General features: G+C 39.0%; 7 protein-coding genes, 3 tRNA genes and 3 rRNA genes. All 13 read right to left on the bottom strand.

The window, feature by feature from the left end; all coding sequences use genetic code 11:
- Positions 1–35: 35 nt before the first annotated feature.
- Positions 36–143 (bottom strand): 5S ribosomal RNA (gene rrf, locus D1J36_RS06340).
- Positions 144–325: 182 nt separating this feature from the next.
- Positions 326–3,075 (bottom strand): 23S ribosomal RNA (locus D1J36_RS06335).
- Between the two features lie 161 nt (positions 3,076–3,236).
- Positions 3,237–3,310 (bottom strand) — tRNA-Ala (locus D1J36_RS06330).
- 92 nt (positions 3,311–3,402) lie between these two features.
- Positions 3,403–3,476, bottom strand: a tRNA-Ile gene (locus tag D1J36_RS06325).
- Between the two features lie 198 nt (positions 3,477–3,674).
- Positions 3,675–5,191 (bottom strand): 16S ribosomal RNA (locus D1J36_RS06320).
- Together the 16S, 23S and 5S rRNA genes with 2 tRNA genes alongside form the textbook arrangement of a ribosomal RNA operon.
- 460 nt (positions 5,192–5,651) lie before the next feature.
- Positions 5,652–6,542: a DUF72 domain-containing protein gene (locus tag D1J36_RS06315; protein ID WP_154137659.1), complete on the bottom strand. Its 891-nt coding sequence runs from the start codon at positions 6,540–6,542 to the stop codon at positions 5,652–5,654.
- 30 nt (positions 6,543–6,572) lie between these two features.
- Complete coding sequence (locus D1J36_RS06310) at positions 6,573–7,655, bottom strand: serine hydrolase domain-containing protein (RefSeq protein ID WP_004918073.1); 1,083 nt, start codon at positions 7,653–7,655, stop codon at positions 6,573–6,575.
- Positions 7,656–7,765: 110 nt separating this feature from the next.
- Positions 7,766–9,421, bottom strand: a complete 1,656-nt coding sequence (locus D1J36_RS06305) for a ribonucleoside-diphosphate reductase subunit alpha (protein WP_154137658.1) — start codon at positions 9,419–9,421, stop codon at positions 7,766–7,768.
- A gap of 50 nt (positions 9,422–9,471) precedes the next feature.
- Positions 9,472–10,446, bottom strand: coding sequence for a ribonucleotide-diphosphate reductase subunit beta (locus D1J36_RS06300; RefSeq protein ID WP_153929509.1), 975 nt, complete (start codon positions 10,444–10,446; stop codon positions 9,472–9,474).
- 309 nt (positions 10,447–10,755) lie between these two features.
- Positions 10,756–11,409, bottom strand: a complete 654-nt coding sequence (locus D1J36_RS06295) for a ComF family protein (protein WP_154137657.1) — start codon at positions 11,407–11,409, stop codon at positions 10,756–10,758.
- A 91-nt stretch (positions 11,410–11,500) separates the two neighbouring features.
- Positions 11,501–11,571: transfer RNA gene (locus D1J36_RS06290), tRNA-Cys, on the bottom strand.
- 63 nt (positions 11,572–11,634) lie between these two features.
- A complete protein-coding gene (locus D1J36_RS06285; protein ID WP_252339348.1) occupies positions 11,635–12,093 on the bottom strand; it encodes a hypothetical protein in 459 nt (152 codons plus the stop codon).
- A 146-nt stretch (positions 12,094–12,239) separates the two neighbouring features.
- The gene (locus D1J36_RS06280) at positions 12,240–12,893 is read right to left on the bottom strand and encodes an HD domain-containing protein (RefSeq protein WP_154137655.1); all 654 of its coding nucleotides are present in this window, start codon (positions 12,891–12,893) and stop codon (positions 12,240–12,242) included.
- Positions 12,894–12,901 lie beyond the last annotated feature (8 nt).

The following is a 12,901-nucleotide window of genomic DNA, read 5'->3' as shown; positions in this document are numbered from 1 at the left end:
TCTAGCAGTATTGCTAGAGGCTTTTCAAAAATAAAAACTGGCGGCGACCTACTCTCCCACTTTCGTAGTACCATCGGCGCTGGTGGGCTTAACTTCTGTGTTCGGAATGGGAACAGGTGAGCCCCACCGCTAAAACCACCCTAAAGGTCTTTATAAGAGATTAGAGGTTCGATATTAGAACTTAGAGTTTGAAAACGGTTGTTGTAACCATTTCTATTATACTAACGTCCAATATCTTTAATCTAACGTCTATTTTATCGGTAATTTTCATCACAAAGACAAAACCTTGCTCGCACTTATAAGGCTTCTTTAACATAACCCATTAGGCTATAAATCTACGGGTAATTAGTACTACTCGGCTATGCTGTTACCAACTTTACACCTGTAGCCTATCAACGTGGTCATCTCCCACGACCCTTAAAAGATGTCTCATCTTGAGGCAGGTTTCGCACTTATATGCCTTCAGTGCTTATCCTTACCAAACTTAGCTACTCTGCGGTGCGCCTGGCGGCACAACAGATACACCAGAGGTTTGTTCAAATCGGTCCTCTCGTACTAGATTCAAGCCCTCTCAAACATCTAACGCCCGCAATAGATAGAGACCGAACTGTCTCACGACGTTCTGAACCCAGCTCGCGTGCCACTTTAATGGGCGAACAGCCCAACCCTTGGGACCTTCTCCAGCCCCAGGATGTGACGAGCCGACATCGAGGTGCCGAACCTCCCCGTCGATGTGAGCTCTTGGGGGAGACTAGCCTGTTATCCCCGGAGTACCTTTTATCCTATGAGCGATGGCCCTTCCATACGGAACCACCGGATCACTATGTCCTGCTTTCGCACCTGATCGACTTGTAGGTCTCACAGTCAAGCACCCTTATGCCATTACACTCTACGCACGGTTACCAAGCGTGCTGAGGGTACCTTTGAAAGCCTCCGTTACTCTTTTGGAGGCGACCACCCCAGTCAAACTACCCACCACGCAATGTCCTCGTTTCCGAGTTAGGCTCTAAGTAAACAAAGGGTGGTATTTCAACAACGGCTCCACCAACACTAGCGTGCCAGCTTCATAGCCTCCCACCTATCCTACACATTGTTTACTCAAAGTCAATACGAAGTTATAGTAAAGGTTCACAGGGTCTTTTCGTCCCATTGCGGGTAATCGGCATCTTCACCGATACTACAATTTCACCGAGCTCGTGGCTGAGACAGTGCCCAGATCGTTACACCATTCGTGCAGGTCGGAACTTACCCGACAAGGAATTTCGCTACCTTAGGACCGTTATAGTTACGGCCGCCGTTTACTGGGGCTTCAGTTAATGCCTTCGCTTACGCTAAGCACCTTCCTTAACCTTCCAGCACCGGGCAGGTGTCAGACCCTATACAGCATCTTTCGATTTAGCAGAGTCCTGTGTTTTTGATAAACAGTCGCCTGGGCCTCTTCACTGCGGCCAACATTACTGTTGGCGTCTCTTCTTCCGAAGTTACGAGACTATTTTGCCTAGTTCCTTAGCCACGACTCACTCGAGCACCTTAGGATTCTCTCCTCGACTACCTGTGTCGGTTTTGGTACGGGTTGCTTCACTTCGGCTTTTCTTGGAACTGCTTTCCCTACAACAACTTCGCCCGTAGGCTAGGTCTCAACTATTCCGTCAGTCTTCAGTAAGTACGGCAATCCGTCCCCTTTTTAGTGTGAGCAAGTATGGGAATATTAACCCATTGTCCATCCACTTCCCCTTTCGGGTACGCGTTAGGTCCCGACTAACCCTCAGCTGATTAGCATGGCTGAGGAAACCTTAGTCTTTCGGTGAGGGGGTTTCTCGCCCCCTTTATCGTTACTTATGCCTACATTTTCTTTTCTATAAGCTCCACAATACCTCACGATACTGCTTCTGCGCCGATAGAATGCTCTCCTACCGATGTATTAATACATCCCATAGCTTCGGTAATATGCTTATGCCCGATTATTATCCATGCCGGACCGCTCGACTAGTGAGCTGTTACGCACTCTTTAAATGAATGGCTGCTTCCAAGCCAACATCCTAGCTGTCAATGCAGTCCAACCGCGTTATTTCAACTTAGCATATATTTAGGGACCTTAGCTGTTGGTCCGGGTTCTTTCCCTCTCGGACATGGACCTTAGCACCCATGCCCTCACTGCTGATGAACATTTATTAGCATTCGGAGTTTGTCAGGAATTGGTAGGCGGTGAAACCCCCGCATCCAATCAGTAGCTCTACCTCTAATAAACTTAACATCAACGCTGCACCTAAATGCATTTCGGAGAGTACGAGCTATCTCCCAGTTTGATTGGCCTTTCACCCCTACCCACAGGTCATCCGAAGACTTTTCAACGTCAACCGGTTCGGTCCTCCACTTTGTGTTACCAAAGCTTCAACCTGCCCATGGGTAGATCACAAGGTTTCGCGTCTAATCCTACTAACTATTCGCCCTATTCAGACTCGCTTTCGCTTCGGCTCCGTAACTTAATTACTTAACCTCGCTAGTAAAATTAACTCGTAGGCTCATTATGCAAAAGGCACGCCGTCACAGCACTAAGCTGCTCCGACCGCTTGTAGGCGTACGGTTTCAGGTTCTCTTTCACCCTTCTATTCGAAGTGCTTTTCACCTTTCCTTCACAGTACTTGTTCACTATCGGTCTTTCAGGAGTATTTAGCCTTGGAGGATGGTCCCCCCATATTCAGACAGGATTTCACGTGTCCCGCCCTACTCTTTTATCACTTATGTATGCCTTTCATGTACGGGGCTATCACCCTCTATGGCCACTCTTTCCAAAGTGTTCTATTAAACATATAAAAGCTTTTGGGCTAATCCGCTTTCGCTCGCCACTACTTACGGAATCTCTTCGATTTCTTTTCCTCCGGGTACTTAGATGTTTCAGTTCTCCGGGTTTGCTCTGCTTACGCAGTAATACATCTTCAATGTATTGGGTTGCCCCATTCGGATATCTACGGATCAATTCGTGTGTGCCAATCCCCGTAGCTTTTCGCAGCTTACCACGTCCTTCGTCGCCTCTGAAAGCCTAGGCATCCGCCATACGCCCTTAACGATTTCTTTCCTAATATTTTTGGTTACTCAAGCACTTATAAGTGCTCGGTTTTCTCTTTGTGATGTCTTTTACCGTTAATGTCAATGTGCTTTACGCTCGCTAAATATTTAATGAACTGATGTTGTGTTTGGCTCCATCTGTCACTTTTAAATTAAATATCTAACCCTAGTGGAGAATAAGGGAGTCGAACCCTTGACCTCCTGCGTGCAAGGCAGGCGCTCTAGCCAGCTGAGCTAATTCCCCCATTAGTGTAGATGTTAGATTTCAGATGTTAGATTTTAGACATTCAACTTCTTCTAAATTCTAACTTCTAGTATCCAACCTCTATTAATTAGTAGTCTCGGGCAGGCTCGAACTGCCGACCTCTACATTATCAGTGTAGCGCTCTAACCAGCTGAGCTACGAGACTGTCTTAGATGTCAGAGTTTAGATTGTTAGAATTTAGATTCTCATCCTTATTTCTAACTTCCAACTTCTAGTTTCTAATCTCTTTCTTATCCCTGATACTAATCTTAGGGGTTATTTCTTTATATACCAACCAGTAAAAAAACCAAAGCTACTTTAAGTAAGCTTTCTTATTTTTGTTTATACTCCAAATGAGTCTCTAAAATGAGATGTTCCAGCCGCACCTTCCGGTACGGCTACCTTGTTACGACTTAGCCCTAGTTACTAGTTTTACCCTAGGCAGCTCCTTTTACGGTCACCGACTTCAGGTACCCCCAGCTTCCATGGCTTGACGGGCGGTGTGTACAAGGCCCGGGAACGTATTCACCGCGCCATGGCTGATGCGCGATTACTAGCGATTCCAGCTTCATAGAGTCGAGTTGCAGACTCCAATCCGAACTGAGACCGGCTTTCGAGATTTGCATCACTTCGCAGTGTAGCTGCCCTCTGTACCGGCCATTGTATCACGTGTGTGGCCCAAGGCGTAAGGGCCGTGATGATTTGACGTCATCCCCACCTTCCTCTCTACTTGCGTAGGCAGTCTCACTAGAGTCCCCAACTTAATGATGGCAACTAGTGACAGGGGTTGCGCTCGTTGCAGGACTTAACCTAACACCTCACGGCACGAGCTGACGACAACCATGCAGCACCTTGAAAATTGTCCGAAGAAAACCGTATTTCTACAGCTGTCAATTCCCATTTAAGCCTTGGTAAGGTTCCTCGCGTATCATCGAATTAAACCACATGATCCACCGCTTGTGCGGGCCCCCGTCAATTCCTTTGAGTTTCAACCTTGCGGTCGTACTCCCCAGGTGGCTAACTTATCACTTTCGCTTAGTCTCTGAACCCTAAAGCCCAAAAACGAGTTAGCATCGTTTACGGCGTGGACTACCAGGGTATCTAATCCTGTTCGCTCCCCACGCTTTCGTCCCTCAGCGTCAGTTATAACTTGGTAACCTGCCTTCGCAATCGGTGTTCTGAGTAATATCTATGCATTTCACCGCTACACTACTCATTCCAGCTACCTCAACTATACTCAAGACTAGCAGTATCAACGGCAGTTCTACAGTTAAGCTGTAGGCTTTCACCACTGACTTACTAGCCCGCCTGCGGACCCTTTAAACCCAATAAATCCGGATAACGCTCGCACCCTCCGTATTACCGCGGCTGCTGGCACGGAGTTAGCCGGTGCTTATTCGTACAGTACCTTCAGCTACCCTCACGAGGGTAGGTTTATCCCTGTACAAAAGAAGTTTACAACCCATAGGGCCGTCGTCCTTCACGCGGGATGGCTGGATCAGGCTTGCACCCATTGTCCAATATTCCTCACTGCTGCCTCCCGTAGGAGTCTGGTCCGTGTCTCAGTACCAGTGTGGGGGATCACCCTCTCAGGCCCCCTAAAGATCATTGACTTGGTGAGCCGTTACCTCACCAACTATCTAATCTTGCGCGTGCCCATCCTTATCCACCGGAGTTTTCAATATTAACTGATGCCAATCAATATATTATGGGGTATTAATCTTCCTTTCGAAAGGCTATCCCCCAGATAAGGGCAGGTTGCACACGTGTTCCGCACCCGTACGCCGCTCTCAAGTATCCGAAGATACTCTACCGCTCGGCTTGCATGTGTTAGGCCTCCCGCTAGCGTTCATCCTGAGCCAGGATCAAACTCTCCATTGTATATTTTTCCTGTCTCACTCAAAGTTTTGTTACGCTTTGGTTTTTTCCTTACTTGGTTGTTATAGTATCTTTCAATGTTCTCTATTCTTCTCGCTAAATCCCTCACTGATTACCTCAGTTCCGATTTGCGAGTGCAAAAGTAAAAAGTTTTTTTTAATTGACCAAATGTTTTTTGAAAAAATTTTTAAATATTTTTTCTCAACACCGCTAAACACCTCTCGCAACACTCCTCCTTATTCTTAAGGCTTATTACTACTAAGTATTTAATCTAATCAATCTACTCCTACTCTCTCGTATCGAGGCTGCAAAAATACATATTCTTCGGAATTAACTCCAAATGTTTTATACACTTTTTTTATCTATCATATATAATTATCTGATATACAAATTGAAAAAATTTTAGAAATTATAACATATAGTAATATATAATACTACCTACATTTTTATTAGGCTTATTTTATTAAAATAAGGTTGGTGTTGTAGGAATAGCCATTCTAGGGATTTGTAAGTCCTCCCCTAAAGTTTCATTAAGTTTTTGGATAAAATGAGCGGAAAGAAGCGGAGAGGCTTCCTCTAAATTTTGATGTACAAAAAAATATAGGTTTTGTAAACCTTGTTCCTTCCAATATTTAATGAGTTGTACCCAATCTTCTAATCTTGTATAATCGCTATCTGTATTTGCTCCTACATAACGAATAAATGCTGTGGACGTGGTAAGTCTTTGATGCAACATATCTCTCCTTCCCGCCGTATCCACTATAATATTAGTAATATTTCTACTTTCAAAAAGATTACAAGTTTCTTGAAATACTGTTTCATCAGAAAACCATTTTTCGTTTCTTAGTTCTATGGCTAAAGGAATTTCACAAGGCCAATCTAATACAAACCTCTCTAAACGGTCAAAGTTTTTAGGTTGAAAATTATCATGGAGTTGCAAAAACACCATTCCAAGTTTTTCATTAAAGTTTAAAATTGAAGTAGCGTATTGCGTTACCACATCATTGATATTGATTAGCCTTCGGTAATGAGATATGGTATTTGTGATTTTTGGAAAAAACTTGAACCCTGCGGGTGTTTTATCTCTCCATACAGCAACCTGCTCAGCGGAAGGTAAACTATAAAAGGTCGCGTTAAGTTCAATAGAGTTAAATTGAGTAGAATAATAAGACAGTTCATCTTTAGTCCCTTTTGGATAAAAGCCTTTCAGCTCTGCTTTATTCCACTTGGCACAACCTACTGAAATATTTAGCTTTTGAACAGGCTTCCCTCCCAATATCCTTAGAGTATCTGGATGTGAACTAGGCAATGTAAAATCTACTACCGATGGGTCTAATACTTTTCCGAATTTCATTTTTAAGTTTTAGTCAATTACTTTTTTTCTCTATTTATACTTCCTTTTTAAAAGGTCTAACATTTCAAAAACACCTTTTCGTGCCTCCGCTGTTCCGCTATTTACCAATATAATATAACCTAAATGCTTTTTTCTATCAATTTGAGCATAGGAAAAAAACGTGCCATCTGAACCTGAATGCTCTGAAGTTTCTTGAGTTTTATCTTGATAATTACTCCAACCTATAGAATAGTCTTTTTTGGAAGTATGTAAGTATTGATAAGTTTCAGGAGTCAAAATATTTCTTTCCCCAGAAAGCCCCTGTATATTTAATTGTATAAACTTGGAATAATTGTAAATATTCATACTTAAGTCTCCCGCTGGTTCTGCTAAACTCAAATCATAATTAACATTTGGTAAAACTTCAACTTGTTTTCCATCTTCTAGCCAATGTCCTAAAGGTTGATTTTGGGCACTTCTACTAGGCCAACCCAACCGAAAGTCTATCTCTAATTTTGTTTTTAACACTTCTTCTATCAGTTGTTCCCAAGACTTTCCCGAAACTTTTTCAAGCATCATTGCCGCAATGCTATATCCCGCGTTTGAGTAATTGTAAGTATTTTTATTTTCTATCGGAGAAAGCGTTAAAACATATTCTCCGAATTTAGTTCTTTTCTGTTGCTTAGTTCCTTTAAATTTAGGAAGTTTACTATACTCCTCTCCACTAGTAAAAGGCTGAACATTAGCTCTATGGCATAATAAATCTTCTAAAGTTATGCTATGATACTTAAGATTTGAACTCTTTTTAAGTTTTGGAAATAAATCAAAAAACTTGGTTTTCCATTTTATTTTACCTTGTTCCACCAAATATGCAGAAATAAACCCTGTAATGGCTTTAGTATTGGAACCTAAATGAAATAAATCTTCAAAGGAAGCGTTGGGTTTTCCTTTCTTTTCAGTAATTCTGTGATGCCCCCTTACTTTTTGCACCAATATAGTATCTTTCGTTACAACAGCGAACGCCATTTCGGGAATGTTGTATTTTGCCATAATGCTATCCGCCTGTTCCTCTAAATTTTGAGCTAAAAAACTTTCAAAAAATAAAATCAGGGCAATAAATATAATTCTCCACATATTATTGATACTTTGAACAAATATATAAAACCTTCAATAAAAAGAAAAACCATAGCCCTAAGACTACGGTTTTATCTTCCTCAACTTTAATTATTACACTCTATATTTATCTATGCTTCACAACTAGAACAAGTTACAAAGTTTACCATCAATTCTTTGGATACAGACGAACTTCTCTGATAGTAAAGTGTTTTAACACCTTTTTTCCATGCTTCTATCATCAAGAAGTTAACATCTTTTACAGGCATTGTAGATGGAATTTGCAAGTTCAAAGATTGAGCTTGGTCTATATACTGCTGTCTTTGAGCTGCTTGGCTAATGATTTCCATAGGAGAAATTTCTTTGAAAGTCTTGAAAACAGCTTTTTCCTCTTCCGTAAGACCATCTAAATGTTGTACAGAACCATGGTTAAGCATAATATTTCTCCATGTTTCCTCGTTTTCTAAACCTTTCTCTTCTAATAGTTTTTTAAGGTATTTATTTTTTCTCATAAAGTTACCTTTAGCCAAACCTGCCTTATAATAATTTGATGCAAAAGGCTCTATCCCTGGAGAAGTTTGCCCTAAAATAGCCGAACTAGAAGTGGTAGGTGCAATTGCCATCAGCGTAGTATTCCTCATACCGTAACCTTTAAGCAATTCTGGTTCACCATAAATATTAGCCAATTCTTTAGAAGCTGCTTCCGCTTGTTCTTTGATATGTTTGAATGCTCTAGCATTGAATTGAGTAGCTTCAAAACTTTCAAAAGGAATCATATTTTTTTGCAAATACGAATGATATCCTAAAACACCCAGCCCCAAAGCCCTGTGTTTCATCGCAAAATTTCTAGCTCCTTGTAGATAATAGTTGCCCTCTGTTTTTTCTATAAATTCAGACAATACTGCATCTAAGAAATAAATTGCCAACTTAACCGCATTAGTATCCTTCCACTCATCATAAAGTTCCAAATTCATAGAAGAAAGACAACATATAAATGACTCCTCCTGAGTAGATGGCAACATAATTTCTGAACAAAGGTTACTCGCATTAACCAACAACCCTTTATCTTTATAAACTTGAGGTTTATTTCTGTTGACATTATCGGTGAAGAAAATATATGGCAACCCTTTCTGCTGTCTGCTTTCTAAAACTTTAGCCCAAATCTTCCTCTTATCAATGTCCCCATCTATCATATCTTGCATCCAGTAATCTGGCACGCAAACGCCCGTAAATAGGTTTTGAATAGGACTACCGATGTCTTTTATCGTTAAAAATTCCTCTATATCTCCGTGGTCTATATCTAGATAAGCCGCAAAAGCCCCTCTTCTTACCCCTCCTTGAGAAACCACATCCATAGCTGTATCAAACAACTTCATAAAAGAAACTGCCCCAGACGATTTACCGTTATCTGTAACTGCTGTCCCTCTATGACGAAGTTCCCCAAAATAACCAGAAGTACCACCACCTATTTTGGTTTGCATGATAACTTCCCCCATTTTGTGGGTAATCCCCTCAATACTATCTGGAATATGAACATTGAAACAAGAAATCGGAAGACCTCTCTGCGTTCCCATATTCGCCCATACAGGAGACGAAAAGCTAATCCAACCTTTCACAATCATCTCTTCGAAGGCTGGTTGTAACTCTGGTTTATAAAGTCTTCTAGCAGCGGCCGTAGTAATCCTTTTAATAGCTCCATGCACCGTCTCTCCTTTCAGAAGATAACCTCTATTGAGCATTTGTTCAGACTCCTCATTTAACCACCATATATCTTGTAGTTCTTCCATTTTGTTTTTTTCTTGTTTATATTTTATTTTGCTTTAGATTAAAAACTTTTCTAAAACAAGTCATTAGCGGTAATACTCTTATCGTGTTTTGTGTAATCTACTGGTCTTTTGGCAAAGAAATCGTCTAACGAATTAGCAAAAACTTCTTCCTCAAACCATACCATTGGCTTATATTCTTCCTCTGTAATATTAAACATAGAAGCCATACCGATTCTTTTCAAACTATCATCTATACGATATTTCATAAAACTGAGAAGCTGTTTTTTTGACAAATGGTCTAAATCTCCCATCTCAAAAATCCAATCCAATATTTCTGACTCTAACTCCACCGAAGTTCTAACAATATTATAAATCGCCTCTATGTCTTCCTCTTGAAGAAGCTCAGGCTGTTCTTCCTTTATTTTATTGATGATATAAATCCCCGCATTGGCATGAATTTGCTCATCTACAGAAGTCCAAGCAATAATGTTAGACACATTTTTCATATAGCCTTTAAACCTCGTAAAGGAAAGAATAATGGCAAACTGAGAAAACAATGATACATTTTCTATTAAAATACTGAACAACAATAAAGAAGATACATACTCCTTAGGCGTTGAAGAATTTGAGTTTTTAAGTACATCGGTTAGAAAATCTATTCTTTTTCTAATAGCAGGATTTTCAATGACATTAAGAAACTCATTGTTGTAGCCTAAAACTTCAAGCAATCTTGAGTAAGCCTCTGAATGTCTAAACTCACACTCTGCAAAAGTTGCTCCTAATCCGTTAAACTCAGGCTTAGGGAGATGATTATAAAGATTACCCCAAAAGGTTTTTACAGACACCTCAATCTGAGCAATCGCTAACAAAGCATTCTTAACTGCGTTTTTCTCATGAGGCTCGAGTTGCGAATGAAAATCTTGTATATCCGCTGTAAAATCTACCTCCGAATGTACCCAAAAAGACTTATTAATCGCCTCTATGTACTGCATTACTTCTGGATACTCAAAAGGTTTGTAGTTTATTCGTTTCTCAAAAATCCCCATAATATTATTTATTCAGTTTTTTAATCCTTAGCTATTCTCCCAAAAAGAAGAGAGTTATATAATAACTTAAAAATCAATCAATTGATTACAAAAAGACTTATTAAAGTCCTTTTTACAAAAATAGAAAATGAAAGTCTAAAAATGAAACGAAATATGAAGAGATTATTTAATCTTTTGGATTCTAATTATATAAGTTTTCCACAATGCTCTATAATCCTATAAATAAGGGCAAAAGCACCAATAAACATTTTATAATTAAACAAAAGATATAAACCTCAATACAAAAAGGAAATGTAATTAAACACTTATTTACTTATCTATTGCTAAAACCAAAACACTCACCTGATTCCCATTTCCTTTTAAAAGCTCCCAAACCGCTTTACTCATTGTATTTCCTGTGGTATATACATCGTCTATAAGTAAGATGTGTTTACCTTCCATTTTCTCATCTACAGAAAATATATTTTGCACCTTTTCTCTATCCAATTTTTGCTTTAAGGCTTGAGGCTTAGAATAGAAATTTCTTTTAAGAAGATAATGAGAGTATGGTATCCCCTGTAACTGAGATAATGTTTTTGTAAACAAATGCAGCTGGTTATAACCTCTTTCTCTCTGTTTTTTAGGATGAAGTGGAATGTTGGTTAGTATATCTATCCCTTGACCAGATAAATCTATATTTTCAGAAACCCAATGAGCTAGCACCTTACCCACTCGTTCCATAGAATGGTACTTTAAAGCATGTATAATGTCTTGAGAAAGCTCTTTTTTCTCATACTTCATCAAACTAAAAGCCTTAGTTACAGGAAACTTAAGAATAACTTTTTGATAAAATCCCGCCTTTCCTCCAAAATCATCATGAGTAAAATTAAGATGAGACTTACATGCCCAGCAAACAATTTCCTCAGAAGGAATAATAAGATTACACTTTAGACATCTATTGGGTAGAAAAAAATCTAAAAACATAACTACCAACTTAATATCAACAAATGTAACTTTTTATTGAATATAACCAACAAAAAAAATCTCACAACAATGTTGTGAGATTTTAAACTTGAGGTTCCGAGCGGATTCGAACCGCTGTACAAGGTTTTGCAGACCTCTGCCTAGCCGCTCGGCCACGGAACCATTTTTAGGTGTGCAAATATAGACATTTTTTATATAACCAAGAAATTTATCCGAAAATATTTTCTATTTTTTCTTTACCCAAGACACAATATTTATGAACAATATTAAAAAACAGAAAGTAACCCAAACTGCATCTCTTAGCCCTTCTCTCTTATAAAGCCTGATTTGCTTTTCTGCAATACTGGAAAGTTTAACGCTCTGATTAAGATAGTTATTAGCCTCAATATAAAGGTCTTCATTTTTATTTCCTACTATATGTTGGGTAAAATAAACCATCTTCTTCCCAGAAAAAGCAACTAGCCAAAACTCATCTGTATCCTTCATTCCCAAATGACATACACGATAATGCTCAGAACGAATATCTCCTAAATGTACAATATTATGCTCCTTATCCGAAACCTCTAGACTATAAAAATCCAGCGTTTGTGGGTGTTTATTAACTAGCTGAATAGCAATACTTCCTCCAACAGGATTAGGATAAATTTTAGTAAAAATCCAGTATCCAAAAAAAAGCACTCCCACAACAGTAATTATTTTTCGGTATAGCTTTAACCTATTTATCCTTATCAGAGAAATCAATAACAGTATAAAAAGAACAAACGACAGTGTTTCCATCAACCAAACATTTAATAAAAATATTTAACAGGCACAAATATATGAATTCTTAATTATTCCAATAAATTCCACTCGCGATAGAAGGTTTCTAAAAAACTTAACATAAACTGATGTCTTTTTTCTGCAATCCTTTTGCCTTCAGTAGTTTGCATTAAATCTTTTAGGAGTAATAATTTTTCATAAAAATGGTTAATTGTAGTTCCTTCTGATTTTTTATATTGCTCTTTATCAAAGATTTTTTGAGGTAATATCTCAGGGTTGTACATTGGATTATTTTTATACCCACCAAAGTTGAATACTCTTGCTACACCTATCGCTCCGATGGCATCTAGTCTATCTGCATCTTGCACAATTTTAAACTCTATAGGTAATTCTTTTGGTTGATTTTCTTTATTTTTAAAGGAAAGATGTTTGATAATAAATAAAACTTCATCAATGATTTCTTTCGAAACACCTTCCTTAGTTAAAAAATCTCTTGATATTTGGAGTGCTAAAGCCTCGTCTCCATTATGAAATTTAGGGTCGGCTATATCGTGTAATAAAGCCGCAAGATTTACTACTTCCTCATCAGCCTCTTTCTCGGTACTTAGAATTTTTTGAGAAAGTTTCCACACTCTTTCTATATGAAACCAATCGTGTCCCGCCTCTGCTCCTTCTAATTTATCTTTTACAAATTTCTCTGTATTATCAATAAGTATTTTATTCATTTGATTAA

The organism is Riemerella anatipestifer, assembly GCF_009670965.2.
GTDB lineage: Bacteria > Bacteroidota > Bacteroidia > Flavobacteriales > Weeksellaceae > Riemerella > Riemerella anatipestifer_B.
The sequence above is the reverse complement of the archived record's forward strand: the minus strand, read 5'-3'. Positions and strand labels throughout refer to the sequence as shown.

What these genes read in the sequence shown, in the direction of transcription:
- D1J36_RS06315 (WP_154137659.1), bottom strand. Translation starts at nt 6,542, where the DNA reads ATGAAATTCGGAAAAGTATTAGACCCATCGGTAGTAGATTTTACATTG.
- D1J36_RS06310 (WP_004918073.1), bottom strand. Translation starts at nt 7,655, where the DNA reads ATGTGGAGAATTATATTTATTGCCCTGATTTTATTTTTTGAAAGTTTT.
- D1J36_RS06305 (WP_154137658.1), bottom strand. Translation starts at nt 9,421, where the DNA reads ATGGAAGAACTACAAGATATATGGTGGTTAAATGAGGAGTCTGAACAA.
- D1J36_RS06300 (WP_153929509.1), bottom strand. Translation starts at nt 10,446, where the DNA reads ATGGGGATTTTTGAGAAACGAATAAACTACAAACCTTTTGAGTATCCA.
- D1J36_RS06295 (WP_154137657.1), bottom strand. Translation starts at nt 11,409, where the DNA reads ATGTTTTTAGATTTTTTTCTACCCAATAGATGTCTAAAGTGTAATCTT.
- D1J36_RS06280 (WP_154137655.1), bottom strand. Translation starts at nt 12,893, where the DNA reads ATGAATAAAATACTTATTGATAATACAGAGAAATTTGTAAAAGATAAA.